The organism is Acinetobacter sp. FY731, assembly GCF_059515905.1.
In genome coordinates this window covers 57,099-80,721 of record NZ_JCAKNB010000002.1, presented here as the reverse complement: position 1 = coordinate 80,721, position 23,623 = coordinate 57,099, and the positions used below count along the sequence as shown (strand labels likewise).

Sequence of the window (23,623 nt, the reverse complement as noted above, 5' to 3'; positions counted from 1 at the left end):
GCCTTTCGAATTTGCGACCGGTGATGCTCGGTTTTGGAGTAGGGCAATGATTCAAACCGAAAGTATGCTAGACGTAGCAGACAACAGTGGTGCTCGCCGCGTACAATGTATTAAAGTACTAGGTGGTTCACATCGTCGTTATGCTTCTGTTGGCGACATTATTAAAGTTACTGTAAAAGAAGCTATTCCACGTGGTCGTGTTAAAAAAGGCGACGTGATGAATGCTGTAGTTGTTCGTACTAAGTTCGGCATCCGTCGTCCAGACGGTTCTGTAATCCGTTTTGATGATAACGCTGCTGTTATCTTAAATACGAACAAAGCGCCGATTGCAACTCGTATTTTCGGACCAGTGACTCGTGAACTTCGTACTGAACAGTTCATGAAAATTATTTCATTGGCTCCTGAAGTACTATAAGAGGCGATCATGGCTAAGATTAAAAAGGGCGATCAAGTAATTGTGATCGCAGGTAAAGAAAAAGGCAAACAGGGTTCTGTTTTGTCTGTTTCAAATGACCGTGTTCTAGTTGAAGGCTTGAACTTGGTTAAGAAGCATCAAAAGCCTAACCGTGCAACAGGTGCTGAAGGCGCTGTAGTTACACAAGAAGCTTCGCTTCATATCTCTAACGTGGCAATTTTTAATGCTACAACCCAAAAGGCTGACCGTGTTGGTTACCAAGTGATTGATGGCGCGAAAACTCGCGTTTACAAATCAAATGGTGAATCAGTGGCGGTAGCGAAGTAATAGGTTGAAAAGGCTATGGCCAGACTTAAAACACGTTATAACGACGAACTTAAGGCTCAGTTACAAGAAACTTTAGCTCTTAAGAATGTGATGGATATTCCACGCATTACTAAAATTACCATTAACATGGGTGTTGGTGCAGCTTCAGCTGACAAGAAATTGTTAGATGGCGCTTTAGCTGACATGCAAGCTATTGCTGGTCAAAAACCAGTTCTTACATTAGCTCGCAAATCAATCGCTGGTTTCAAAATCCGTGATGGTTGGCCGATTGGTTGTAAAGTTACTTTACGCGGCGAACGTATGTACGAATTCTTAGACCGTTTGATCTCTATCGCGATCCCTCGTATCCGTGACTTCCGTGGTTTCTCTGCGAAATCATTCGACGGTCGTGGTAACTACTCAATGGGTCTTAAGGAACAAATCATGTTCCCTGAAATCGATTTTGATAAGATTGACCGTATTCGTGGTATGGATATTACCATCACTACGACTGCTCGCACTGATGACGAAGGCCGTGCGCTTATGCGTGCATTCGGCTTCCCGTTCAAATAAGAGGTCGATATGGCTAAGAAAGGTATGATTAATCGCGAATTGAAACGCGAAGCTACTGTTGCTAAATACGCTGCGAAACGTGCTGAATTAAAAGCAATTATCGCAAACGTAAATGCATCAGACGAAGAACGTTTCGAAGCGATGATGAAATTTCAAGCATTACCACGTAATGCGTCTCCAGTACGTCTACGTAACCGCTGTGGTTTAACTGGTCGTCCTCATGGTTACTTCCGTAAGTTCGGTCTAAGCCGTAACAAATTACGTGATACAGTAATGCAAGGTGATGTGCCGGGCGTTGTTAAGGCAAGCTGGTAAGGAGCACTATAAATGAGTATGCAAGATACCGTTGCCGACATGTTAACACGTGTTCGTAACGCACAAATGGCTAAGAAACAAACTGTTTCTATGCCAAACTCAAAGTTAAAAGTTGCGATTGCTAATGTTCTTCAACAAGAAGGTTACATTGCAGACGTAGCTGTTGCTGATGCTGAAGGCAAAGCAACACTTACTTTGACTTTAAAATATTTCGAAGGCAAGCCAGTTATCGATACTGTTAAGCGCGTAAGCCGTCCAGGTCTTCGCCAATACCGCGGTAAAGATGCACTTCCTAGCGTTAAGCAAGGTTTGGGTATTGCAATTGTTTCTACAAGCAAAGGCATCATGACTGATCGCGCTGCACGTGCTGCAGGTATCGGTGGTGAAGTTATTGCTTTTGTTTCTTAATAGGTGATTCCTCATGTCTCGTGTGGCTAAAGCCCCAGTAACTGTGCCTAACGGTGTAACAGTTACTCAGAACGGCCGGCAGGTCGAAGTGAAAGGCAGCAAAGGTACATTGTCTTTCAACCTGCATGCGCTGGTCGAGCTTAAACAGGAAGACGGTACTCTAGTTGTTGCTCCAGTTAAAGAATCTAAAGATTCTTGGATGCAAGCTGGTACTGCTCGCGCTGTGCTTAACAACCTTGTTAAAGGTGTTAGCGAAGGTTTCGAACGTAAGTTGCAACTTATCGGTGTTGGTTATAAAGCTGCGGTTAAAGGTAATGTTATTAACCTTAACCTTGGTTTCTCTCACCCGATCGATTACAACCTTCCTGAAGGTGTGACTGCAGAAACTCCAACTGCTACTGAAATTGTTCTTAAATCTGCTGATAAAGCAGCTTTAGGTCAAGTAGCTGCTGAGATTCGTGGTTACCGTCCTCCTGAGCCTTATAAAGGTAAAGGTGTTCGTTATTCTGACGAAGTTGTACTTCGTAAAGAAGCTAAGAAGAAATAAGGCGCGAGGTTCTTATGAACGAAAAGAAACAATCCCGTTTGCGTCGTGCGAAAAGCACACGCTTGCACATTCGTGCATTGGGTGCGACTCGTTTGTGTGTAAACCGCACTCCGCGTCACATCTATGCTCAAGTTATCTCAGCAGATGGTGGCAAAGTATTAGCTCAAGCTTCTACTTTAGATGCTACTCTACGTGCTGGTACAACTGGTAACGTAAATGCAGCCCAACAAGTTGGTGCTTTAATTGCAGAGCGTGCGAAAGCTGCTGGTGTAACTAAAGTTGCATTTGACCGTTCTGGTTTTAAATATCATGGTCGTATCAAAGCCTTGGCTGATGCTGCTCGTGAAAACGGTTTGGAGTTCTAATCATGGCTAAAGTTGAACAAAACGAAGGTCTTGTTGAAAAGCTGGTTGCCGTTGATCGTGTAGCCAAAGTTGTTAAGGGTGGTCGTATCTTCTCTTTCACAGCATTAACTGTTGTGGGTGATGGTAATGGTCGTGTAGGTTTTGGTCGTGGTAAAGCACGTGAAGTTCCAGCTGCTATTTCTAAAGCACTAGAAGCTGCTCGTCGCAACATGATTACAGTTGATCTAGTTGATGGTACTGTTCAGCATCCTATCAATGCTCGTCACGGTGCAAGCCGCGTTTACATGCAACCTGCTTCTGAAGGTACTGGTGTAATTGCTGGTGGCGCTATGCGTGCAGTTTTAGAAGCTGTTGGCGTACGTAACGTATTGACTAAATGTTATGGCTCTACCAATGCTGCTAACGTAGTAAACGCAACTTTTAACGGTTTGCGTGATATGACTTCTCCTGAGAAAGTCGCTGCGAAACGTGGTTTGACAGTAGCACAAATTCAAGGGTAATCAATCATGAAAACGATTAAAGTTACCCAGACTAAATCTTCAGCTCATCGCTTGAAAAATCACAAGCTTAGCTTGCAAGGTTTAGGTCTGCGTCGTATTGGTCATACTGTAGAAGTGCAAGATACGCCTTCTAACCGTGGTATGATCAACCAAGTCTACTATATGGTTAGTGTAGAGGAGTAAGCCATGACTCTGCGTTTAAATGAACTTGCGCCTGCAGAAGGTGCAAAACGCGACAATTTGCGTAAAGGTCGTGGTATTGGTTCTGGTGTTGGTAAAACCGGTGGCCGTGGTGTGAAAGGTCAAACTTCACGCTCTGGTGGCGGTGTACGTGCTGGATTTGAAGGTGGTCAAACTGCGTTGTATCGTCGTTTACCTAAATTCGGTTTCACTAGCCAAATCGCTTTGAAAACTGCTGAAGTACGTTTATCTGAGCTTTCTAAAGTTGAAGGTGATATCGTTTCACTTGAAACTTTAAAAGCGGCGAATGTTGTTCGTAAAGACATGATTCGTGCACGTATCGTACTTTCTGGTGAAATTACTCGTGCTTTCACTGTACAAGGTGTTGCATTGACTAAAGGCGCTAAAGCTGCTCTTGAAGCTGCTGGCGGTAAAGTCGAGGAGTAATCCCCAGTGTCTATGACTCCTAGTTCTTCAGGTCATGTAAACATGATGAAAGGTCAACCATTTCATGTGAAATATCGTGAAATTATTCGCCGAATGATGTTCCTCATTGGTGCTTTGTTGGTTTTTCGACTAGGAGCGCATATTCCAGTACCGGGTATCAATAATGCTGCCCTTGAGAACCTTTTTAATGCAAACCAAGGTACTATCCTTGGTTTGTTTAACACGTTCTCAGGTGGTGCATTAGAGCGAATGTCTATTCTTGCATTAGGCATTATGCCGTATATTTCTGCATCGATTATTGTGCAGTTAATGTCTACGGTAGTACCTTCGCTTGAAGCTTTGAAAAAAGAAGGCGAGCAAGGTAAACGCAAAATAAATCAGTACACACGTCAAGGTACGTTGTTGCTTGCTTTTGTGCAGGCTACAGGTATGTGTGCAGGTCTTATTAGTCAAGGTATTACTTTGACTAATGGATTGGCATTCTATGTACCAGCAATAACATCGTTAGTTGCTGGCACAATGTTCCTTATGTGGTTGGGTGAGCAGATTACTGAGCGTGGTGTTGGTAATGGTATTTCCATGATCATCTTCGCTGGTATTGTTGCAGGGTTACCAAATATGGTTCTGCAATCGTTCACTTCTGTTGAAAACGGTCAAATGACTTTGATTGGTTTGGCTGTATTTGCACTTATATCATTAGGTGTACTTGCTGCAATTGTATTTATTGAGAAAGCGCAACGTCGTATTCCAGTAAACTACGCACAGAAACAACAGGGACGTCGTGTATTTACAGCGCAACAGACACATTTGCCATTAAAAATTAATATGGCTGGTGTTATTCCTGCAATCTTTGCAAGCTCATTGTTATTGTTCCCTGCGAGCTTAGGACAATGGGTAGGAAGTTCTGATGCAAACGCTGGTTTTATTAAGCGTGGCTTACAAGAATTAGCATTAGTTCTGTCGCCTGGACAACCGTTGTATTTGGTGCTCTTTGGTGCGTTAATTATCTTTTTCTGTTATTTTTATACGGCTTTACAATTTAGCCCTAAAGAAGTTGCAGAGAACTTGAAACGCAGCGGAGCTTATGTACCTGGTATACGCCCAGGTGAGCAAACTGCTCGTTACTTAGATCATATTCTTAATCGTTTGACTTTTATTGGTGCAATCTACATTACAGTCATCTGCTTAATGCCGATGATTTTACAAAGTTCATTTGGTATCCCTTTCCATTTAGGTGGTACTTCTTTGTTAATTGTAGTAGTCGTTGTGATGGACTTTATGGCTCAGCTTCAAGCCCATCTTACTTCTCACCAATATGATAATCAGACATTAATGAGAAAAACGACTGCTCATCCTAAGGGATAAGCGCACTTAGAGGTTTCATCATGAAAGTACAAGCTTCTGTAAAGAAAATTTGTGGTAGCTGTAAAGTTATCCGTCGTAATGGGGTTATTCGCGTAATTTGTAGCGCTGAACCTCGTCATAAGCAGCGTCAAGGTTAATCTAATCAAGACCTGTTGATTTCAGTAGGCTAATTAGGTTATTATCCGCCCCTCAAGATTTTTGTGGGGCGGTTGATTATCTCAATTGCCTTTTTGGAGAAAATTGAATGGCTCGTATTGCCGGTGTAAACATTCCGGATAACAAGCATGCTGTTATCTCTCTAACGTACATCTTTGGTATTGGTCGCCATACTGCTAAGTCTATTTTGGCTGCAGCTGGTATTGCAACGACTACTAAGATCCGTGAATTAGATGACGCTCAGCTTGATGCGATTCGTGCAGAAGTTGCTAAGGTTCCGACCGAAGGTGATTTACGTCGCGAAATTTCCATGAACATTAAACGTTTAATGGATTTAGGCTGCTACCGCGGTCTTCGTCATCGTCGCAGCTTGCCTGTCCGCGGACAACGCACTAAAACTAACGCTCGTACCCGTAAAGGTCCGCGCAAACCTATTAAGAAATAAGATTTCTGGAAGCTAAAAGATGGCTAAAGATACTCGCACACGCAAGAAGGTCACTCGTACCGTCTCTGAAGGTGTTGCACACATTCACGCTTCTTTTAATAACACCATTGTGACTATTACCGATCGTCAAGGTAATGCACTGGCTTGGGCTACCTCTGGTGGACAAGGCTTCCGTGGATCACGTAAATCAACACCGTTTGCTGCTCAGGTAGCTGCTGAAGTTGCTGGTAAAGCTGCTTTAGATTACGGTTTGAAAAACTTGGACGTCCTTGTAAAAGGTCCTGGTCCTGGTCGTGAGTCTGCGGTTCGTGCTTTAGGTGCAGTGGGTTATAAAATTAACAGCATTACCGATGTGACGCCAATTCCGCACAACGGTTGCCGTCCACCTAAAAAACGTCGCGTGTAAGGAGAAACATTCATGGCTCGTTATATTGGTCCAAAATGCAAACTCTCTCGCCGCGAAGGGACAGACCTGCAACTTAAATCAGGCGTTAAACCGTTTGATGTTAAGACTAAAAAACATGCTAAAGCTCCTGGCCAACATGGCGGGGCTCGTGGTAGCAAACAATCTGAGTACTCACTACAATTACGTGAAAAACAAAAAGTACGTCGTATGTACGGTGTTTTAGAGCGTCAATTTAGTAATTACTATAAAGAAGCTGCTCGTGTTAAAGGCGCAACTGGTGAAAACTTGTTGAAATTGCTTGAAAGCCGCCTAGATAACGTTGTTTATCGCATGGGTTTTGGTTCTACACGTGCAGAAGCTCGTCAGCTTGTATCTCACCGCTCAATCACTTTAAATGGTCGTCGTGTTAACATCGCGTCAATCCAAGTTAAAGCGGGCGATGTGATCGCAGTTCACGAAGGTGCTAAACAACAATTACGTATTAAAAACGCAATTGAATTAGCTGCTCAACGTGGTATTCCTGCTTGGATGGAAATTGACCATTCTAAACTGGAAGGTACGTTTAAAGCTGCACCAGATCGTTCTGATTTACCTGCTGAAATCAACGAAAGCTTGATTGTAGAATTGTATTCTAAATAATCCTTGAGGTAGCAATAATGACGCGTACTGCAAATGAGTTTCTAACTCCGCAAGCGATCAAGGTCGAAGCGGTTAGCGGGACCTCGGCAAAAGTTATTCTAGAACCATTAGAGCGTGGCTTTGGTCATACTCTTGGTAATGCTTTACGTCGCATCCTTCTTTCTTCTTTGCCTGGCGCTGCTGTGGTAGAAGTTGAAATTGAGGGTGTTGAGCACGAGTACAGTACCTTGGAAGGCTTGCAGCAGGACATCGTCGAGCTCTTGCTGAACCTAAAAGGATTGTCTATTAAGCTGTTCGATCAAAATGAAGCTTATTTGACATTAGAGAAACAAGGTCCTGGCGACGTAACTGCCGCTGACCTTCGTTTACCTCATAATGTTGAAGTGGTTAACCCTGAACACTTGATCGGTACTCTTAGTGCTTCTGGCTCTTTAAAAATGCGCTTGAAAGTTTCTCAAGGCCGTGGTTATGAAACTTCTGATTCACGCTTCCCTGAAGGCGAAACTCGCCCTGTAGGTCGCTTACAATTAGATGCTTCTTATAGCCCGATCAAACGTGTGTCTTACATCGTAGAAAATGCGCGTGTAGAACAACGTACTGACCTTGATAAGCTGATCATTGATCTTGAAACAAATGGTACAGTAGATCCAGAAGAAGCGATCCGCAAAGCGGCAACAATTTTGCAACAACAAATTGCAATTTTTGTTGATCTTCAGAAAGATCAAGCTCCAGTTGCTCAAGAGCCTCGTGAAGAAGTTGACCCAATCTTGCTTCGTCCAGTAGATGATCTAGAGCTTACTGTTCGTTCTGCTAACTGTTTGAAAGCAGAAAATATTTACTACATCGGTGATCTTGTTCAACGTACTGAAGTTGAGTTGTTAAAAACTCCTAACTTAGGTAAAAAATCGTTGACTGAGATTAAAGATGTTCTGGCTTCAAAAGGCTTGCAACTCGGCATGCGTTTAGAGAACTGGCCACCGGCTAGTCTCCGTATGGACGATCGCTTTGCCTATCGTAGCCGTTAATTAAGTAGGACTATCACCATGCGTCATCGTAATAGTGGTGTGAAATTAGGCCGTACAAGCAGTCATCGTAAAGCGATGTTCCAAAACATGGCTAATTCTTTGTTCGAACATGAGTTAATTAAAACTACTGTTCCTAAAGCTAAAGAATTACGTCGTGTAGCTGAGCCTTTAATCACTTTAGCTAAAGTCGATACAGTAGCAAACCGTCGTTTGGCGTTTGCTCGTACTCGTTCAGCAGCAACTGTTGGTAAATTATTTACCGTTCTTGGCCCTCGTTACAAAGAACGTAACGGCGGTTATCTACGTGTGCTTAAAGCAGGCTTCCGTGCAGGTGATGCTGCGCCAATGGCTTATGTTGAGCTTGTAGATCGCGAAGTTAAATAATTTCGTAAGAATAGCTTCAGTTGTTCTTAGAAAAAGCCGGTTTTTAACCGGCTTTTTTTATGCTTAAATTTTGATATTAAACAAATGTTAAATTGACATTTTATATTGTCAAATTGTATTTTGGATTTAAATTTAATTTTGGGCATTATCGTGAAATCACTAGATATCTTAATTGTAGGTGCAGGTATTTCTGGGCTTGGTTTAGCTGTTCATCTATTAAAGTCTTGTCCACAATTAAAATTTAGTATTCTAGAGAAACGTGAGCGTATCGGTGGTACTTGGGATTTGTTTAAATACCCTGGAATTCGTTCAGACTCTGACATGACTACATTTGGTTATAGCTTTAAGCCATGGACTAGAAAAAGTATTTTGGCTGATGGTGCTTCTATTCAGAAATATCTATTAGATGTAGTCGAAGAATATCAATTAGATCGTTATATTCAGTTTAATCATGAGGTTGTTAAAGCAAATTTCGATTCTTCTCTTCAAAAGTGGTTAGTCATAATTCAAAATAATCTTGGTGAAATACAAGATATTGAAGCAAAATATTTTGTGGGTTGTACTGGTTATTATCACTATGATCAACCATATCAGCCAGAATTCGATCGTCAGGATGAGTTTAAAGGGCAGCTAATTCATCCACAATTATGGCCTGAAAATTTAGATTATAAGAATAAAAAAATTGTTGTTATTGGTAGTGGTGCAACGGCAATTACAATTGTACCTGCAATGGTTAAAGGTGGGGCGGCTCATGTAACGATGCTACAACGTTCGCCAACTTATATTGCATCCATTCCTGCATTAGATGTGCTTTATACGAAGTTAAGTAAAGTTGTCCCTACTAAGTATGCATATATGCTTACACGAGCAAGAAATATTGGTATGCAGCGTTTAGTTTATGTGCTCGCTCAAAAATACCCAAAACTACTTAAACATTTTCTATTGAAAGATATTCAGAAAAACCTTGAAGGTAAAGTCGATATCAAACACTTTACGCCAACATATAATCCTTGGGAGCAGCGTTTATGTGTGGTGCCTGATGGAGATTTATTTGAAGTATTGAAAACAGATAAAGCAGATATTGAAACGGATGAGATTGATCAATTTACAGTAAATGGTATTCAAATAAAATCGGGTAAACATCTTGATGCAGATATTATTGTGGTTGCAACAGGACTGAATATTCAGGTGCTGGGTGGTATTCAAGCAAGTACAGATGGTCGAATGATTGATACCTCAGAGACGATGTTATATCAGGGTGTAATGGTGAGTGATGTACCAAATATGTTTATGATGATTGGTTACATTAATGCTTCATGGACATTAAAGGTGGATATTGCATCTGAGTATTTATGTCGCTTGTTTAATTATATGAGTGAAAATCATTATAAAAGCGTAGTGGCAGCTAAACAGCCCGATGCAATAACAGGTGAAACGATTATGGGGAAAATGTCATCGGGTTATATTGCTCGCGCATCTAGTGTACTGCCAAAACAGGGGAAATTTGCGCCTTGGCAAGTAACCAATAATTTTTTGGCGGATAGAAAAACATATAAACATGCAAAATTTGAAGATGGTGTGCTCAAATTTAAAGTTTAACTAGATGGTAGATGTAGCAGTGAAAAGTGTTGGGGATTGTGATAAAGCCATCGAAACTTTTGAAGGGCTAGGGTACACTAGAGTTTATTAAAATACATGTATTTTGGGTAAAACGATGACTGAAGATATTAGCTTAGAAGAACGTAAGGTAATTTACCGTGCACGTCGTGGCTTGAAAGAAATTGATGTTTATTTTGATCCGTATGTAAAAAACTATTATTTGAAAGCAGATGCTGAAGAGAAGCAAATGTTCAATGAACTTGTTGATCAAGAAGATCCAGATCTTTTAGATTGGTTTATGGAGGTTTCTGAGCCACCACGTCCAGAGCTTAAAGATTTTATTAAAAAGTTAAAGTTCTACGTGCATGGTTCATAAAGAATTTCACCTGAAACACAGTCGGTTTTCGATTGTGTTTCAATTTGTGATTATTCTCTTAATTATTTTCATTCTATATCAAGTATTAAGTATTCTATTTTTTATTATCGCTGTAGTACTTTTACTTCTTTCATTTTTCTTCTTCAATCAAAAACAAGAAATAGAATATTTTGCATATTTAGATGACGCTGTTTGGAGTTTGAAATTTAAAAATAATAAGAAAATATATAGAGTTAAAATCCAAAATATTTTAAATCATCAATTGTATATAGTTATCCAATTAAAAGATTCTGACTGTAAATCATTTGTTATTTGGTTTGATCAGCTTAATCGTATGCAGTGGAAAAATTTAAAAATATTATCGGTATTAAAATAAAAATCATGTAAAAAATAAGCATTGTTAGACAATTTTTATATGATGTTATTTAATTTCAATATAAATTAAGACCTAGAGAGCAATATTAATTTAAATTTTTATCTTATTCATTATTTTAAACAAATAGCTGAGTGATTGGCTGACCAGTTTATAAGTAGCATGTGCAGAACCGTCGCAATGCTACTTTTTTTTGTCTATTTCTAACTGCTTAAAGCTTTTTTTGAATGAATGGGCTACAAAGTAAAATGGCAGACAAAATTAATACAAAGCCAATTATGCTATAGATGTCGGGCAGTTCGTGCCAAAATAAATATCCCCAAATTCCTGCAAAAATAATTGCAACATAATTGACGGGTCCAATTTGACCTACAGGTGCGAGTTTGTAAGCATTAGACATAAAAATTTGACTAATATTTGCAAGAATCCCCGCGCAAACTAAATAACCGAGTTCTGTATAAGTATATAGACGCCAAACAAAGAACATCGGGATAGATGAGATTATTGTGCCAAAAAAGCAAAAGTAGAAAACAATTCGTTCTGGTGGTTCAGTTGCTGTTAATGCACGAACGGTCACAAATGCCATTGCAGCTAAAAAACTAGATAAAATCCCAATAATAGAGAGTAAATTAAATAGACCTGAATCGGGTTTTGCTACACAAAGTACGCCAAATAATCCGATAGTTGCAGCTATAAGCATTGCCTTTGTTATTTTTTCTTTTAAGAATAGCCATGCAATCAGTGGAATGAAAATTGGGGATGAATAAGAAAAAACCATAGCATTAGATAGTTTTAAATGTGCAATCGCGTAGAAAAAACCATACATTGCCATTAAGCCAACAATTGATCGCCAAGTATGCATCCAAAGCTTATCTGTTTTGAAAAAGGGGGTACCGTATTTGATGATAAATGGGATAAAAATAAATAGACCAACAACATTTCTAAAGAACACAACTGTTGCGTTATCAACTGTATGGGAGGCGTAGCGAATGCAGACTCCCATGAGTGAAAAAAGCAGTGCAGAACAGGTTAAACAAAAGATTGCTTTAGATAAGTCTTGCTTTGATGAAATGCTGGACATAAAAAATGGCTAGGATGAGTTTTCACCATTCTAGCCGAATTAGATAAAATTGATAATTTATTGCGATTCAGCAAGTTGTGCCTCAAGCAGTTTTATTTGCTCTTCTTTTAGCTCAATGAGTTGGTCTGCATCGGCATGTTGTTCTTTTAAAATAGTTTCTTGATCTTTGAGTTGGTTTTGAATGTCTTTAAGTTTAGCAACTTCTTCTTTTGCTAAAGATGCATTTTCAGGGATGGCTTCTTTTAAAATATCTTCTGAAATTAAAGTTGAGGTGCTCGTTTCCGTAAGAGTGACTTCGCTTGCTGGTGGTGCAGGTTCACTTGTAGCAATCACTTCTGAAGCGGGTGTTGAAGTATTAGGTATCTTTTTAACGTCACTTTTTGCAAAGTTGAAATAGGCAAAGGCACTAGCAACAATTAAAATTAGAAGACCAATAATTCCCCATAAAACTTTTGAGCTATTTCTTTCTCTTATTGCCATGTGATTAATCCTATTATTATTTTTGACGTGGTTTGAATTGTATTACGCCAATATCATCTGGAATAGCGGGAACTTCAGGCTCATCTATATGAGTCGGTCGGTTCTCACTATAACCACAATCAATACATTCTATCCACTCATTTTCACCAGAAGTAAGCATGACAATACGATCTAAAGCCTGACATTTTGGACATTTTGCACCAGCGATGAAACGACGCTTAATAGTCATCATACTTACCTAAATTTAAACTAAGACTAGTAGTTTAAGATTTTACTAGGCTTTCGTCCAACCCTGATGACGCAATAGTGCATCAATTTTAGGCTCACGTTTACGGAAATTGATAAATGCATCAAGTGCTTGATCTTTTCCGCCGACTGCTAGAATAGAAGCTCTGAACTGTTTTCCTGTCTCTGTATTAAAAATACCATCTTGTTCGAAACGGTCAAATGCATCACTCGCTAGTACTTCAGCCCATTTGTATGAATAATAACCTGCTGCATATCCGCCTGCAAAAATATGGCTAAACCCGTGTTGGAAGCGATTATATGATGTTGTCGGCGCAACAGAATATTTGTGACGAATATCATCCATTGTGGCTTGGATACTCATCGCATTTAAAGCAGGATTGGCTTTATGAATGTTTAAGTCGAATAAAGCGAATTCAATTTGACGCAGGGTTTGCATGCCAGATTGGAAGAAACGTGCATCTAACAGGGCTTTTAAAAGTTCTTTAGATAAAGTTTCTTTGGTTTCGATATGTTCGCTCAGTAAATCTAGACTTTCATGATCCCAAGCCCAAAACTCCATAAATTGGCTTGGAAGTTCAACAGCATCCCATGCAACACCATGTGTACCAGCAACCGAAATATTATCGACTTCTGTCAGCATGTGATGTAAGCCATGTCCAAATTCATGGAAAAGGGTGATGACTTCATCATGTGTTAATAAAGCAGGTTGATCACCTACAGGTGGGGTAAAGTTACATACCATGTAGCAAATTGGGTTCTGTAAGCCGTTATTTGTTTGCATACGAGAACGGAAACCACTCATCCATGCACCACCACGTTTACCGCTACGAGCATATAAGTCAAAGTAGAATCCACCTACAACTTTACCGTGATCTTCTAGTTCGTAATAATGTGCATCCTCATGCCAAACTGGTGCTTGGCGTTCTACGATATTAATACCGTAAAGGCGGTTCACAATGCTAAACAAACCTTGCAAGACTTTAGGTGCAGGGAAGTATGGCTTTAACGCTTCTTGAGATAAGTTGAATTGTTGAACTTTCAGTTTTTCTGAATAGTAAGTAGTATCCCAAGGTTCTAAGTTTGTAATGCCATCTTCTGATGCAATTGCTTTTAATTCCGCAATTTCTTTTTCGGCAGGTGCTCGAGCATGTTCAGCTAAATCGATGAGGAACTTATCTACAGTTTCAACATCGGGTGCCATTTTGCTTGCAAGCGAAAGTTCGGCATAGTTTTGGAAACCTAAAAGCTGTGCCATTTCTTGACGCAGGCTTAGAATTTCTTCCATTACCGTTGTATTGTCAAATTCAGGATGATCACTCATTTCCGATGCGCGTGTTGTGTAGGCTTTATAAAGCTCTTCACGTAATTCACGATTTTCGGCATACGTCATAATTGCTAAATAAGATGGAATATCTAAAGTAGCAACGGCTTGTTCTAATTCACGCTGTTGACCATATTGCTTTAAGAGTTCAATACTGCTTTGTGGTAAGCCTTTGAGTTGATCTTCTGAAAGTGCTTTAAAGTACGCTTGGGTTGCATCTAACACATGATTTGAAAAGTCAGATGAAAGCTGTGATAAACGAGCTGAAATTTCTGCATAGCGTTTTTTCGCTTCGCCTTCTAAAGCAACACCTGAAAGTTTGAAATCGCGTAAAGCAAGCTTAATAGCACTTTGTTGTGCTTCTGAAAGTGCTGAAAAATCGGCAGAATCATGTACGTGTTGGTAAGTTTGATAAAGCGCAGTGTGCTGACCAAGCGCTGTGTAGTATTCACTTAAAGCAGGAAGTAATGCTTGGTAAACTTCACGTGTTTCTGTATTGTTCATCACTGCGTTTAAGTGAGATAAAACACCCCATGCTTCACTCATATTGTTTTCAAGTGCGTCAATTTGGTCGAGCGTTGCGAGTTGTTCAGTTGTTGAAGTAGGAACTTCTGTAAGATTTTTTAAGAAGCTTTGTCCTTGTTGAATGGTGTTTTCAATATTTTGTTTTAATGATTCAAGTGTAATTTGATCGAACTGTGGTACTGGCAAAGTTACCTTTTCTAAAGTCATCGCAATGCGCCATAAATTTTTTAAGTTAGTAGTAGATGTAAGGGCAGTGAGAAGATAAATCAAGAAGATTTCTATGCTTTACGCTAATTAATAACTCAGAAGCATTTTTATTTAATTTTTTTCAGATAAAAAAAGAGCGCCTAAGCGCTCTTTTCCGTTTTAAGAATTACTCTGTTTTTGCTTTCGCATTAGATTTTTTCTTTTTTGCTTTGGCTTTTTTCTTTGCCTTCGCTTTTTCTATTTTCTCCGCCGATTTTTTAATTGGCTTTTTCGTATACGAACTCGGTTGTCCTTTGGCTTTTTTCTTGCGAAGAGGTTTCTCACCATCTTCACTTAAAACTGCTTTTGGACGTTCGCCAAATACTTCTTCTTTCGTTTGAGTTGGGGCTTTCGCTGCAACTCGTGGAGCACGGCTACGAATAGTTCGACCTGCGTGGGTTAATTGTTGAAGCAATTCAAAGTCAATCTTACGATTTTCTAAGTTTACTGCTGCAACTTTAATTTTCACTTCATCGCCTAAGCTAAATGTTTGACCACGACTTTGTCCCACCAAGCTTTGACTTGCTTGATCGAAAACAAAGAAGTCATCGCCCAATTGGCTGACATGAATCATGCCATCTACATATAAGTCTTTTAAGGTTACAAATAGACCAAACTCAGCAACAGCTGAAATAACCCCAACAAATTCTTCACCTAAATGCTGATGCATGTAGTGACATTTTAACCATGTAGTTACAGAGCGAGATGCTTCATCTGCACGGCGTTCAGTTGCAGAAAAATGTGTTCCTGCTTCTTCTAAAGCACTGCCAGAAAGAGGAGATGGCTTTTGCTTCAAGTGTGCCTTGATTGCTCTATGAAGCAACAAGTCAGGATAACGACGAATTGGCGAAGTGAAATGCGTATAAGCATCGTAAGCCAAACCGAAGTGACCTGCATTGTTTGGACCATAATAAGCTTGCATCATTGAACGTAAAAGTACGGCATGAATACTCGGCGCATCAATACGGTCTTTGGTCGCTTCAATCACTGCTTGATAGTCTGCTTGCGTTGGTTGTTCAGGGAATTGTAAACCTAAAAGTTTTACAAAATCGCGAACTTTTTGAATGCGTGAAAATTCAGGTGGCTCATGAATACGATAAAGCATAGGAATTTCATTTTTTAATGCATATTCTGCAGCTGCAACGTTAGCAAGTAACATACATTCTTCAATAAGCTTATGGGCATCGTTACGGCTACGAGGTAAGATTTTATCAATTCCACCAAGTTCATCGAATGTCATGTAGGTTTCAACAGTTTCAAATTCCATGGCATGGCGTTCTGCACGTAAGCCTTTTAGAACCTGGTATAACTGGAATAACGTATTTAACGATTTACGAACGTCACGATCTTCAGTGATTGCATTGCTGTCACCATCAAAATACTGTGCAACTTTGTCGTAGGTTAAACGTGCTTTTGAATGCATCACAGATGGATAGAATTCATAACCTGTTACTCGACCTGCACGTGATAATTTTAAATCACACACCATACATAAGCGATCAACATTTGGATTTAATGAACATAAGCCATTTGAAAGTGCTTCAGGAAGCATTGGTAGAACAAAGTGAGGGAAGTATACAGAAGTACCGCGCTCTTGAGCTTCATCGTCTAGAGGCTTGCCTGTACGCACATAGTGGCTTACATCGGCAATGGCAACAACAACACGATAACCACCACCTGGACGTTTTTCTGCATATACAGCATCATCGAAGTCGCGTGCATCTTCACCATCAATAGTCACTAATGGTAAATCACGCAAATCGATACGATCTTTACGGTCTTGTGCTGATGGCTCTTTAAAGTTTTCGGCATCTTTAACTACTTCAGCAGGGAACTCATAAGGCAAACCAAATTCTAAAATAGTTTGCGGAATAATAATTTCTGTATCTGCTTTGTCTGCCATAGATTGAACAATATGACCTGTAGAGAATTCTTCACGCGTTGGATAGCTATCTAGCTCAACACGAAGAGAGTCACCTACTTTTACTTTGGCATGTTCAATCAGTTCTTTTTCTAAGGTAATAGGCTGATGTGCATTTGGATTTGAAGGTTGAATAAAGTATTCACCTTCATGAACAGCCAATTTACCAATAATTTGTTTTACACGATGTTGCACAACTTCTGTAATAAAGCCCCAAGCTTTACCTTTACGATCGACAGAAGTTTGGCGTACTTTAACGCGGTCACCGTTAAATACAAGGCGAAGTTCACGCTCAGGAAGTAACAAATCATCATGACCTGAAATGTTTGCGCTACCCATACCTTTAGAGTTGATGTAAACCGTTGCTTCGTGAACAGGTTGCTCTTCTGCAATTTGGAATTTAAACCCATCTTTCATGAGCTGACCATCACGAACCATTGCAATTAAACGATGGCTTAAAGCATCAATACTTTTTTGATCTACAATTTTAAATTGCTCGACTAAATCTGCATGAGATAAAGGCGTAGTTTGCTTTTCAATCGTCTCTAAAATAAGAGTACGACTTGGAATGGGATTTTCGTAACGTTCAGCTTCTGCTTTCGCTTCAGGATCGACCCAATTTTTCATAATATTTGTGACTTCAAGTAAGAAGAATAGGTTTAGCATAAGTCATGCAAAGAAATACTGCACGTAATTGATGACAATAATATGTATTCGATCGATTTTTATAAAAAATGGCTTAGCTTAAATGATGTAAAAATATCAAAAAATACCCAAAATAAGAAAAACACACCATAAATTGTTTAAAAAGTATTTAATTGAACGAAAATATGAAAAATTTATAAAGACTAGGCTTGCAGTAAAGCTATTATCTTTGTATTATGGCGCCTCGTTACGGTGAGATGGGTGAGTGGCTGAAACCACATCCCTGCTAAGGATGCATACGGGTAACTGTATCGAGGGTTCGAATCCCTCTCTCACCGCCAACGAATAACTTGAAATGCGCTCATAGCTCAGCTGGATAGAGCACTTGGCTACGAACTAAGGGGTCGGGAGTTCGAATCTCTCTGAGCGCACCAATCAAGTTAATCGTGAACGAGGTCGAAAGACACTGGTACGCGCTCATAGCTCAGCTGGATAGAGCACTTGGCTACGAACTAAGGGGTCGGGAGTTCGAATCTCTCTGAGCGCACCAATTTAAACATTATTGCAAATGTTTAAAAATAAAGAACCGCACATGTTGCGGTTTTTTTGTGCCTATAGGTTTTGTTTTATATCTCTTAAGCTGTGTTCTAGACGCAGACTAGATGCAAATTTTAGTCTTTTGAATACATAAAAGATGAAAGGTTACTCAGAAAATCAAAGATCGAATAATTACTAGACACTTGATAGCTAAATTGGAAAATAATACTTAACATCTTTGAATTATCACGTATAATGCGTTCCATCAAGACGTCGCGCTCATAGCTCAGCTGGATAGAGCACTTGGCTACGAACTAAGGGGTCGGGAGTTCGAATCTCTCTGAGCGCACCAACTTGATCATCTTTATGATGTAAAAAATAGAAAAAACCGCTTAATTGCGGTTTTTTTGTGCCTGAAGTTTATGAAAATAAAACCTTTACTAAATTAGCTCAATGTTTGGTATATAAAAAGACAAGCTAAGTCTGTTTCTAGTGTAATATTTAGTTCACTTTATAGAATATTGATGATGCATAGATGTCTGAAACTAAACCTACTTTATCTCTACGTTATTTTTTGAACTTAGAAGAATCGCAAGATGGTTTCGCACTTGCGACTTTTGGTAAAAAACAATTCACCCGCTTTATTACACCTGCAGTTAGCCTTGGTATTATGATTTGGGGCTTTTACTTAGGTTTTGAAGGTGTTGGGCGTTATTACGTTGCCTTAGGTGTAGTATTTTTACTTTTGCAGTTGTTTATGCGCTATTGGTTTTTACCTATGATGTTTAAGCGCCAATTTGTAAAATATCAGTTTGGTAAAAGTGAACAAGGTTTAGACTTATACCAAGATTATGCAGATCTTTATGCGAATGGTCGTAAAGTAACTGTAAATTATGCAGATGTACAAAATTTTGCCAGCGGTAAGTTAACTTATATGCTTGAGTTAAAAAATAAAACCGTCATTATTGTGCCAAAACGTGCAATTAGTGATTCGGCAGATATCACTATCTTTGAAAACACATTCAATAAAAAGTAATTTAAGATCACTGAAAGAAAGGGAATATCATGAGTACACGTCCATCTAAAATTGTTTGTGTTGGTCGTAGCTATGCAGATCATGCAAGAGAGTTAGGAAATGCAATTCCTGATCGTCCCGTGCTATTTATCAAACCACCTAGCAGCTTGGTTTCATTGGAAGAGGGTATTTCATGGAATTCTGACTGGGGTAATTGTCATTATGAGTGTGAGCTGTCTTTACGTATAGACCGAACTTTAAAAGCGGAAACAGATCCGAAAAAAGCGTTAGAAGCGATTGGTGCAATAACATTGGGTTTAGACTTAACTTTGCGTGATGTGCAAGATGACTTGAAAAAGAAAGGTCAGCCTTGGGAGCGTGCAAAAGCTTATGATGGTTCATGTATTTTGGCAGATTGGATTGACGCTTCTGAAGTTAAAGATTGGGATGATGTTCATTACACCTTGCATATTAATGATGAGTTACGTCAAAAAGGTGATACATCTTTCTTAATTTTTGATATAGGTTATTTACTTGCAGATATTAGCCAAGTCTTTACTTTAGAACCTGGTGATGTTGTGATGACAGGTACGCCAGCAGGTGTTGGTGCACTTGTAAAAGGTGATCAATTGAAAATGACTTTAAAAGGTCAAAAGCAAGATTATGTTTGGAATACTGAAGTAAAAGCTTAATAATTCCGTGATAAAAAGGACTATTTATACAGTCCTTTTTTTATTGAGTTTATTTAAGTAAATCTGAAAATTTACTACTCAGCTTTAATAGTTTCGGTGGAATGGCAAAGTTGCAGTAACCCTGAGTTGGATTTTTTGCAAAATAGTTTTGGTGATATTCTTCAGCAGGATAGAAGGTTGGAACAGGGCTTAATTCAGTCACAATATTCAGCTCTTCATCTTTTAATGATTGAATCATGTTTTCTGCTTGTTGTTTTTGTTCATCATTAAAATAATAAATTACAGAACGATATTGTGTGCCGACATCATTGCCTTGACGGTTTAATGTAGTTGGATCGTGAATTGCAAAAAAGACATTAAGCAATTGTTCATACGAAATTTGAGTTTCATCAAAATCGATTAAAATTACTTCAGCATGGTTGGTGTCGCCACGGCAAATATCATCATAAGTTGGGTTGGTTGTGTGCCCACCAGCATAACCACTCGTGATATGTGTAACACCTTGAAGTTGTAAGAATACGGCTTCTGTACACCAAAAACATCCACCACCGAATAATGCTTTTTGCATGAAATGATACCAACGATTTATATTGTTTAAATATATGGGGAGAATTTGGGTAATTACAATATTATTCGGGTAAATAGATACAAAAAAGCCTGCTTAAAGCAGGCTCTCTTTTCTGTTTGATTAACGCGGTTGAATTGCGCTTTCAAATTCGATTTGTACTGCACCTTGAGCATCAAGTAAATAAAGTTTTTTACCGTCTACTTTGTATTTTGTTACTTGAGATAGAGCTTTATTAAAGAGTTGATCTACATTGGCGTTGTTTAAGCAAGCCATACGAGTTGATGCAACTTGGCTGAAAGAAATTGAGTGTCGACCAGCGTCGAAAGAACCCATTAAACGGTTACAACCATCTGAACCTGTTACACGTTTTGTTGCTTCATCAAATTGTAAGCTCGCAATATTGCGCTCTGTTGGGTTTGTAATAAGCGCAGCATTGCCAATTTTAGTTGCTACCCAAGTTTTATTTTGTAATTGATTTAAGTTTGCAGTTGTTCCAGGTAGCTGAGGTACTGATTGGCAACCAACGAAAGCTAATGTTGAGCCTAAAAGTGAAACTGCTAAGAATTTTTTTAACATTTTATAAAGTCCCTATAAATTGACTTGATTAATATAACTAAAAAAATTAGAAACTTATTAAGTTATTTGTATATAAATTTTTCATATTTATAGGCTTCTTGTTCAATCTGCTTGAGACTTTGGTTGGAGCAACTGTTGTCGTATGGTTTCTGAGTACTTTTCACTCGTAAATTTATTAATATTATTTACTTTAGGGTTTATGTGGGCTTTTTCATACCATGTTTTCATAGACCAATCATGACTTAACGCATTTAGGTCATATAAATAATTGGGTAAATAGCCTGAAGCAATAAGGCGATAATCGAATGGTAGTTGATTATTTGAAACCGATTGCACCATGTCAAAAACCAATGTCGTGCAGTTGCTTGTTAGGGTGTTATACCATTTCGCTTGTGCTTTTAAGTCTGCTGATTTCTCTAAGTATTCTTCAAATAAAGCGCGCATTTCAGATTTAGGCATAGCAACAGGGAAAAAATAAACTTGCTCACCGCGGATATTACTACGTGTATAGATAATATCTTTTTCATCTGCAGCAATCAGACTTAATTCAAATTTTCTAAAAAAACCACCCAATGCAGAAAAGCTTTCATTTTTTTCTTTACGAATTTCAATGGAAAAGGTAAGTGGGGCACTGTTTTTAAAATCAAAACTGACAAGTGTATGAGCAATTTGCGGTCCCATCCAATAGGATGTAATCACATTGACACCCGTAATGTCATTTAAGTTGTATGTGCGTGTTTCCCAGCGCTCATCATAATCTTGTTCTGTACGCCAATTAAAATTTCGTACATTGTGAAGTGTGACAATATCGCCTTTTTGCTCAAAGCTTAGGGTTTTAGCAACTTCGGGGTTCCATTCGCGGTCTTGACGTGCAGGAATACTGAAGTACCAAAATAAAGCGAATAAGAAGGCAAAGGAGTAAACTAAAAAATCTTGTTTACGACTTAAAAATATTTTGGAAAAGTAAATTCCTAAAATACTGAGTGCAAAGGCAATCCAAGTTCCAATTAAAATGCGACTAAAAAGCCAGCCAAAAGGCTCTTGAAACCAAATTGCAAAACAGAGCCAAATGGAGGTTAAAATGACAAAAAGATTAAAAAGGGAGTGCGTGATTGCGATTCCCAATTTTTTGAAGTTTTGTTTTTTACCAATATTTTGCATATTTTTTCTATTTGATAAAAATAATTGTCTTTATTTTCGGTAAGTTGCAAACTCAAATGCAATACCAGTTTTGTCGTCTGTATGTTTTTCAGAAGCAACTTTCATAAAACTATTTGGAAGTTCTGGGTAGAAAGCATCACCTTGTACATCAAGTTCAACATGAGTGAGTTCTAACCGATCGGCAATATTAATTGTTTGTTTGAAAATTTCACCACCACCGATAATAAAAATGGTATTTGGTTTTTCAGATGCTTTTACATCTTCAACAGCTTGAGCAAGTGCATCTTCAATGCTATATGCAACCTTAGTTCCTTCAAAAGCCCAATTTGTGTCACGTGTAATAATCCAATTCACACGTTTTGGTAAAGTACGTCCCATAGACTCAAGGGTTTTACGCCCCATCACCACAACACCACCTTGAGTGATTTCTTTGAAGTGTTTTAGGTCGGCAGAAATATGCCAAGGTAAGTCGTTGCCTTTACCGATGCAGTGCTTTTGATCCATGGCAACAACATGAACAACTTCTAAATTTTGAAATGCCATAATGACTCTCATCCTTTGAATCTCTCCCAATCTTTTTTCATCAGTTGGGAGTTTTATATGAAAGTTCCCCCTTTGTTATAGGGGGATTATTTTCTAAAAATTAAACGGCTACAGGTGCTTTAATACCTGGGTGTGATTCATAACCAACAATTTCGATGTCTTCAAATTTGAAATCGAAGATGTCTTTAATTTCAGGATTAAGCTTCAATTGACATAATGGTAATGGTTCACGGCTCAGTTGTAATTGAGTTTGTTCAAAATGGTTGGCATATAAATGCGTATCGCCACCTGTCCAAACAAAATCTCCTACTTCTAAGTCGCATACTTGAGCAATCATATGGGTAAGTAGGGCATAGCTTGCAATATTAAATGGCACGCCAAGGAAAACATCAGCACTACGTTGATAAAGCTGACAAGATAATTTTCCGTTGTGAACAAAGAATTGGAACAAGGTATGGCAAGGTGGTAAAGCAACTTGACCTGCTTCATTGGGGTTCCAACCAGACACAATTAAGCGTCGTGAATTTGGATTGGTTTTAATTTCATTAATAAGCCATTTGATTTGATCAAAACCATCTTGCTCATACAAACCATTTTCTTTTTTAGTACCACCAAAGTTACGCCATTGATGACCGTAAACAGGACCTAATTCACCTTCAGGACGACCAAAGCGAGCAGTTTGTTCTGCTGTAGACCATTCATCCCAAATCGTTACTTTGTTGTCTTGTAAATATTTAACATTGGTATCGCCTTTAAGGAACCAAAGTAATTCAATGACAATTGAACGGAAGTGAACTTTTTTAGTGGTCAGTAATGGAAAACCTTTAGAAAGGTCAAAACGCATTTGGTGACCGAATACAGAACGTGTACCTGTACCAGTACGGTCGCCTTTATCGCCACCGTTGTCGAGGATGTGTTGTAGAAGGTCTAAATACGCTTTCATAAATGTCCTGTTTTATTCCCCTTTAAAAGCCGTCATAAATGAAGGGCTTTCAGGTGTATAGAAAAATAATATATTGCGATGAGTTTATACTAATAGCACATTAATTTTAAGTCGCACTGAAGAGAAAGTTTTTCATTAATTTTTTTGTTTTTAATCAATATCTTATATTTTAATTATAAGACATATATAAATAAGAGTTGTGAAATGAAAGATCAATTTAATTTCATAACGTATGAATGTACTTTCAAGCATTGTAATTTGTTCATGTTGTGTAGCAATTTAATTCCAAAAAGTTT

The 23,623-nt window shown here is 38.7% G+C and carries 32 protein-coding genes and 4 tRNA genes; 26 read left to right on the top strand and 10 right to left on the bottom strand.

Features of this window, described 5'->3' with window-relative positions:
- Positions 1-46 precede the first annotated feature (46 nt).
- The 20 genes from rplN to AC5YC8_RS02435 all read left to right on the top strand — a co-directional run bounded on the left by rplN (position 47) and on the right by AC5YC8_RS02435 (position 10,827).
- Positions 47-415, top strand: a complete 369-nt coding sequence (gene rplN, locus AC5YC8_RS02530) for a 50S ribosomal protein L14 (RefSeq protein WP_067762909.1) — start codon at positions 47-49, stop codon at positions 413-415.
- Between the two features lie 9 nt (positions 416-424).
- Positions 425-742: a 50S ribosomal protein L24 gene (rplX, locus tag AC5YC8_RS02525; protein ID WP_154771861.1), complete on the top strand. Its 318-nt coding sequence runs from the start codon at positions 425-427 to the stop codon at positions 740-742.
- A 15-nt stretch (positions 743-757) separates the two neighbouring features.
- Entirely contained in the window at positions 758-1,294 is a 537-nt protein-coding gene (rplE, locus tag AC5YC8_RS02520) for a 50S ribosomal protein L5 (protein ID WP_154771862.1), read from the top strand.
- Positions 1,295-1,303: 9 nt separating this feature from the next.
- Positions 1,304-1,609, top strand: a complete 306-nt coding sequence (gene rpsN, locus AC5YC8_RS02515) for a 30S ribosomal protein S14 (RefSeq protein WP_120373538.1) — start codon at positions 1,304-1,306, stop codon at positions 1,607-1,609.
- A 12-nt stretch (positions 1,610-1,621) separates the two neighbouring features.
- The gene (rpsH, locus tag AC5YC8_RS02510) at positions 1,622-2,017 is read left to right on the top strand and encodes a 30S ribosomal protein S8 (RefSeq protein WP_496118300.1); all 396 of its coding nucleotides are present in this window, start codon (positions 1,622-1,624) and stop codon (positions 2,015-2,017) included.
- A 13-nt stretch (positions 2,018-2,030) separates the two neighbouring features.
- Positions 2,031-2,564, top strand: a complete 534-nt coding sequence (rplF, locus tag AC5YC8_RS02505; RefSeq protein WP_496118298.1) for a 50S ribosomal protein L6 — start codon at positions 2,031-2,033, stop codon at positions 2,562-2,564.
- Positions 2,565-2,578: 14 nt separating this feature from the next.
- Positions 2,579-2,929, top strand: coding sequence for a 50S ribosomal protein L18 (gene rplR / locus AC5YC8_RS02500; RefSeq protein WP_152874603.1), 351 nt, complete (start codon positions 2,579-2,581; stop codon positions 2,927-2,929).
- A 2-nt stretch (positions 2,930-2,931) separates the two neighbouring features.
- Complete coding sequence (gene rpsE, locus AC5YC8_RS02495; protein ID WP_154771865.1) at positions 2,932-3,429, top strand: 30S ribosomal protein S5; 498 nt, start codon at positions 2,932-2,934, stop codon at positions 3,427-3,429.
- 6 nt (positions 3,430-3,435) lie between these two features.
- Positions 3,436-3,612 carry a 50S ribosomal protein L30 gene (gene rpmD / locus AC5YC8_RS02490; RefSeq protein WP_004691302.1) on the top strand — a complete coding sequence of 59 codons (177 nt, stop codon included), beginning with the start codon at positions 3,436-3,438 and terminating at the stop codon, positions 3,610-3,612.
- 3 nt (positions 3,613-3,615) lie between these two features.
- Positions 3,616-4,056, top strand: a complete 441-nt coding sequence (rplO, locus tag AC5YC8_RS02485) for a 50S ribosomal protein L15 (RefSeq protein ID WP_496118295.1) — start codon at positions 3,616-3,618, stop codon at positions 4,054-4,056.
- A 45-nt stretch (positions 4,057-4,101) separates the two neighbouring features.
- A complete protein-coding gene (gene secY, locus AC5YC8_RS02480) occupies positions 4,102-5,421 on the top strand; it encodes a preprotein translocase subunit SecY (protein ID WP_496163638.1) in 1,320 nt (439 codons plus the stop codon).
- A gap of 20 nt (positions 5,422-5,441) precedes the next feature.
- Positions 5,442-5,558 (top strand): 50S ribosomal protein L36, encoded by a 117-nt coding sequence (gene rpmJ, locus AC5YC8_RS02475; RefSeq protein WP_000867907.1) that lies wholly within the window; start codon positions 5,442-5,444, stop codon positions 5,556-5,558.
- A gap of 107 nt (positions 5,559-5,665) precedes the next feature.
- A complete protein-coding gene (gene rpsM, locus AC5YC8_RS02470; protein ID WP_004825176.1) occupies positions 5,666-6,022 on the top strand; it encodes a 30S ribosomal protein S13 in 357 nt (118 codons plus the stop codon).
- 19 nt (positions 6,023-6,041) lie between these two features.
- On the top strand, positions 6,042-6,428 hold the full coding sequence (rpsK, locus tag AC5YC8_RS02465) for a 30S ribosomal protein S11 (RefSeq protein WP_001040166.1): 387 nt from the start codon (positions 6,042-6,044) through the stop codon (positions 6,426-6,428).
- Positions 6,429-6,440: 12 nt separating this feature from the next.
- Positions 6,441-7,067, top strand: coding sequence for a 30S ribosomal protein S4 (rpsD, locus tag AC5YC8_RS02460; protein ID WP_004657698.1), 627 nt, complete (start codon positions 6,441-6,443; stop codon positions 7,065-7,067).
- Positions 7,068-7,084: 17 nt separating this feature from the next.
- Entirely contained in the window at positions 7,085-8,092 is a 1,008-nt protein-coding gene (locus AC5YC8_RS02455; protein WP_154771870.1) for a DNA-directed RNA polymerase subunit alpha, read from the top strand.
- A gap of 18 nt (positions 8,093-8,110) precedes the next feature.
- A complete protein-coding gene (rplQ, locus tag AC5YC8_RS02450; protein ID WP_034587447.1) occupies positions 8,111-8,476 on the top strand; it encodes a 50S ribosomal protein L17 in 366 nt (121 codons plus the stop codon).
- Positions 8,477-8,623: 147 nt separating this feature from the next.
- Entirely contained in the window at positions 8,624-10,075 is a 1,452-nt protein-coding gene (locus AC5YC8_RS02445; RefSeq protein WP_496163637.1) for a flavin-containing monooxygenase, read from the top strand.
- 115 nt (positions 10,076-10,190) lie between these two features.
- The gene (locus AC5YC8_RS02440; RefSeq protein WP_496163432.1) at positions 10,191-10,451 is read left to right on the top strand and encodes an FAD assembly factor SdhE; all 261 of its coding nucleotides are present in this window, start codon (positions 10,191-10,193) and stop codon (positions 10,449-10,451) included.
- 46 nt (positions 10,452-10,497) lie between these two features.
- Positions 10,498-10,827, top strand: coding sequence for a hypothetical protein (locus AC5YC8_RS02435; protein WP_496163431.1), 330 nt, complete (start codon positions 10,498-10,500; stop codon positions 10,825-10,827).
- 208 nt (positions 10,828-11,035) lie between these two features.
- Here AC5YC8_RS02435 and AC5YC8_RS02430 read toward each other — a convergent pair whose 3' ends face one another.
- The 5 genes from AC5YC8_RS02430 to rnr form a co-directional block, all read right to left on the bottom strand.
- On the bottom strand, positions 11,036-11,905 hold the full coding sequence (locus AC5YC8_RS02430) for a DMT family transporter (RefSeq protein WP_496163430.1): 870 nt from the start codon (positions 11,903-11,905) through the stop codon (positions 11,036-11,038).
- A gap of 57 nt (positions 11,906-11,962) precedes the next feature.
- Entirely contained in the window at positions 11,963-12,385 is a 423-nt protein-coding gene (locus tag AC5YC8_RS02425; protein WP_496163429.1) for a hypothetical protein, read from the bottom strand.
- Between the two features lie 16 nt (positions 12,386-12,401).
- Positions 12,402-12,608: a YheV family putative zinc ribbon protein gene (locus AC5YC8_RS02420; protein ID WP_496163636.1), complete on the bottom strand. Its 207-nt coding sequence runs from the start codon at positions 12,606-12,608 to the stop codon at positions 12,402-12,404.
- Positions 12,609-12,659: 51 nt separating this feature from the next.
- Positions 12,660-14,687, bottom strand: coding sequence for a M3 family metallopeptidase (locus tag AC5YC8_RS02415; RefSeq protein WP_496163428.1), 2,028 nt, complete (start codon positions 14,685-14,687; stop codon positions 12,660-12,662).
- 166 nt (positions 14,688-14,853) lie between these two features.
- Entirely contained in the window at positions 14,854-17,277 is a 2,424-nt protein-coding gene (gene rnr / locus AC5YC8_RS02410) for a ribonuclease R (RefSeq protein WP_496163635.1), read from the bottom strand.
- Between the two features lie 266 nt (positions 17,278-17,543).
- On the opposite strand from rnr, the gene AC5YC8_RS02405 reads away from it, so the two are divergent.
- The 6 genes from AC5YC8_RS02405 (at position 17,544) to AC5YC8_RS02380 (ending at position 19,536) form a co-directional block, all read left to right on the top strand.
- A tRNA-Ser gene (locus AC5YC8_RS02405) sits at positions 17,544-17,633 on the top strand.
- A 16-nt stretch (positions 17,634-17,649) separates the two neighbouring features.
- Positions 17,650-17,726 (top strand) — tRNA-Arg (locus AC5YC8_RS02400).
- Between the two features lie 39 nt (positions 17,727-17,765).
- Positions 17,766-17,842: transfer RNA gene (locus AC5YC8_RS02395), tRNA-Arg, on the top strand.
- Between the two features lie 262 nt (positions 17,843-18,104).
- A tRNA-Arg gene (locus AC5YC8_RS02390) sits at positions 18,105-18,181 on the top strand.
- A gap of 183 nt (positions 18,182-18,364) precedes the next feature.
- Entirely contained in the window at positions 18,365-18,865 is a 501-nt protein-coding gene (locus AC5YC8_RS02385; RefSeq protein ID WP_496163427.1) for a YcxB family protein, read from the top strand.
- Between the two features lie 29 nt (positions 18,866-18,894).
- Positions 18,895-19,536, top strand: coding sequence for a fumarylacetoacetate hydrolase family protein (locus AC5YC8_RS02380; RefSeq protein WP_496163426.1), 642 nt, complete (start codon positions 18,895-18,897; stop codon positions 19,534-19,536).
- Between the two features lie 49 nt (positions 19,537-19,585).
- Here the strand turns inward: AC5YC8_RS02380 and msrA are convergent, their stop codons facing one another.
- From msrA to thyA, 5 genes are all read right to left on the bottom strand, one after another.
- Positions 19,586-20,104, bottom strand: coding sequence for a peptide-methionine (S)-S-oxide reductase MsrA (gene msrA, locus AC5YC8_RS02375; RefSeq protein WP_496163425.1), 519 nt, complete (start codon positions 20,102-20,104; stop codon positions 19,586-19,588).
- Between the two features lie 120 nt (positions 20,105-20,224).
- Positions 20,225-20,680, bottom strand: a complete 456-nt coding sequence (locus AC5YC8_RS02370) for an META domain-containing protein (RefSeq protein ID WP_496163424.1) — start codon at positions 20,678-20,680, stop codon at positions 20,225-20,227.
- Positions 20,681-20,782: 102 nt separating this feature from the next.
- A complete protein-coding gene (locus AC5YC8_RS02365) occupies positions 20,783-21,841 on the bottom strand; it encodes an Lnb N-terminal periplasmic domain-containing protein (RefSeq protein ID WP_496163423.1) in 1,059 nt (352 codons plus the stop codon).
- 30 nt (positions 21,842-21,871) lie between these two features.
- Positions 21,872-22,384, bottom strand: coding sequence for a dihydrofolate reductase (locus AC5YC8_RS02360; protein WP_496163422.1), 513 nt, complete (start codon positions 22,382-22,384; stop codon positions 21,872-21,874).
- A 100-nt stretch (positions 22,385-22,484) separates the two neighbouring features.
- Positions 22,485-23,327 (bottom strand): thymidylate synthase, encoded by an 843-nt coding sequence (gene thyA, locus AC5YC8_RS02355; RefSeq protein WP_496118251.1) that lies wholly within the window; start codon positions 23,325-23,327, stop codon positions 22,485-22,487.
- Between the last annotated feature and the right edge of the window lie 296 nt (positions 23,328-23,623).

What these genes read in the sequence shown, in the direction of transcription:
- rplN (WP_067762909.1), top strand. Translation starts at nt 47, where the DNA reads ATGATTCAAACCGAAAGTATGCTAGACGTAGCAGACAACAGTGGTGCT.
- rplX (WP_154771861.1), top strand. Translation starts at nt 425, where the DNA reads ATGGCTAAGATTAAAAAGGGCGATCAAGTAATTGTGATCGCAGGTAAA.
- rplE (WP_154771862.1), top strand. Translation starts at nt 758, where the DNA reads ATGGCCAGACTTAAAACACGTTATAACGACGAACTTAAGGCTCAGTTA.
- rpsN (WP_120373538.1), top strand. Translation starts at nt 1,304, where the DNA reads ATGGCTAAGAAAGGTATGATTAATCGCGAATTGAAACGCGAAGCTACT.
- rpsH (WP_496118300.1), top strand. Translation starts at nt 1,622, where the DNA reads ATGAGTATGCAAGATACCGTTGCCGACATGTTAACACGTGTTCGTAAC.
- rplF (WP_496118298.1), top strand. Translation starts at nt 2,031, where the DNA reads ATGTCTCGTGTGGCTAAAGCCCCAGTAACTGTGCCTAACGGTGTAACA.
- rplR (WP_152874603.1), top strand. Translation starts at nt 2,579, where the DNA reads ATGAACGAAAAGAAACAATCCCGTTTGCGTCGTGCGAAAAGCACACGC.
- rpsE (WP_154771865.1), top strand. Translation starts at nt 2,932, where the DNA reads ATGGCTAAAGTTGAACAAAACGAAGGTCTTGTTGAAAAGCTGGTTGCC.
- rpmD (WP_004691302.1), top strand. Translation starts at nt 3,436, where the DNA reads ATGAAAACGATTAAAGTTACCCAGACTAAATCTTCAGCTCATCGCTTG.
- rplO (WP_496118295.1), top strand. Translation starts at nt 3,616, where the DNA reads ATGACTCTGCGTTTAAATGAACTTGCGCCTGCAGAAGGTGCAAAACGC.
- secY (WP_496163638.1), top strand. Translation starts at nt 4,102, where the DNA reads ATGAAAGGTCAACCATTTCATGTGAAATATCGTGAAATTATTCGCCGA.
- rpmJ (WP_000867907.1), top strand. Translation starts at nt 5,442, where the DNA reads ATGAAAGTACAAGCTTCTGTAAAGAAAATTTGTGGTAGCTGTAAAGTT.
- rpsM (WP_004825176.1), top strand. Translation starts at nt 5,666, where the DNA reads ATGGCTCGTATTGCCGGTGTAAACATTCCGGATAACAAGCATGCTGTT.
- rpsK (WP_001040166.1), top strand. Translation starts at nt 6,042, where the DNA reads ATGGCTAAAGATACTCGCACACGCAAGAAGGTCACTCGTACCGTCTCT.
- rpsD (WP_004657698.1), top strand. Translation starts at nt 6,441, where the DNA reads ATGGCTCGTTATATTGGTCCAAAATGCAAACTCTCTCGCCGCGAAGGG.
- AC5YC8_RS02455 (WP_154771870.1), top strand. Translation starts at nt 7,085, where the DNA reads ATGACGCGTACTGCAAATGAGTTTCTAACTCCGCAAGCGATCAAGGTC.
- rplQ (WP_034587447.1), top strand. Translation starts at nt 8,111, where the DNA reads ATGCGTCATCGTAATAGTGGTGTGAAATTAGGCCGTACAAGCAGTCAT.
- AC5YC8_RS02440 (WP_496163432.1), top strand. Translation starts at nt 10,191, where the DNA reads ATGACTGAAGATATTAGCTTAGAAGAACGTAAGGTAATTTACCGTGCA.
- AC5YC8_RS02430 (WP_496163430.1), bottom strand. Translation starts at nt 11,905, where the DNA reads ATGTCCAGCATTTCATCAAAGCAAGACTTATCTAAAGCAATCTTTTGT.
- AC5YC8_RS02425 (WP_496163429.1), bottom strand. Translation starts at nt 12,385, where the DNA reads ATGGCAATAAGAGAAAGAAATAGCTCAAAAGTTTTATGGGGAATTATT.
- AC5YC8_RS02415 (WP_496163428.1), bottom strand. Translation starts at nt 14,687, where the DNA reads ATGACTTTAGAAAAGGTAACTTTGCCAGTACCACAGTTCGATCAAATT.
- AC5YC8_RS02385 (WP_496163427.1), top strand. Translation starts at nt 18,365, where the DNA reads ATGTCTGAAACTAAACCTACTTTATCTCTACGTTATTTTTTGAACTTA.
- AC5YC8_RS02380 (WP_496163426.1), top strand. Translation starts at nt 18,895, where the DNA reads ATGAGTACACGTCCATCTAAAATTGTTTGTGTTGGTCGTAGCTATGCA.
- msrA (WP_496163425.1), bottom strand. Translation starts at nt 20,104, where the DNA reads ATGCAAAAAGCATTATTCGGTGGTGGATGTTTTTGGTGTACAGAAGCC.
- AC5YC8_RS02370 (WP_496163424.1), bottom strand. Translation starts at nt 20,680, where the DNA reads ATGTTAAAAAAATTCTTAGCAGTTTCACTTTTAGGCTCAACATTAGCT.
- AC5YC8_RS02365 (WP_496163423.1), bottom strand. Translation starts at nt 21,841, where the DNA reads ATGCAAAATATTGGTAAAAAACAAAACTTCAAAAAATTGGGAATCGCA.
- AC5YC8_RS02360 (WP_496163422.1), bottom strand. Translation starts at nt 22,384, where the DNA reads ATGGCATTTCAAAATTTAGAAGTTGTTCATGTTGTTGCCATGGATCAA.
- thyA (WP_496118251.1), bottom strand. Translation starts at nt 23,327, where the DNA reads ATGAAAGCGTATTTAGACCTTCTACAACACATCCTCGACAACGGTGGC.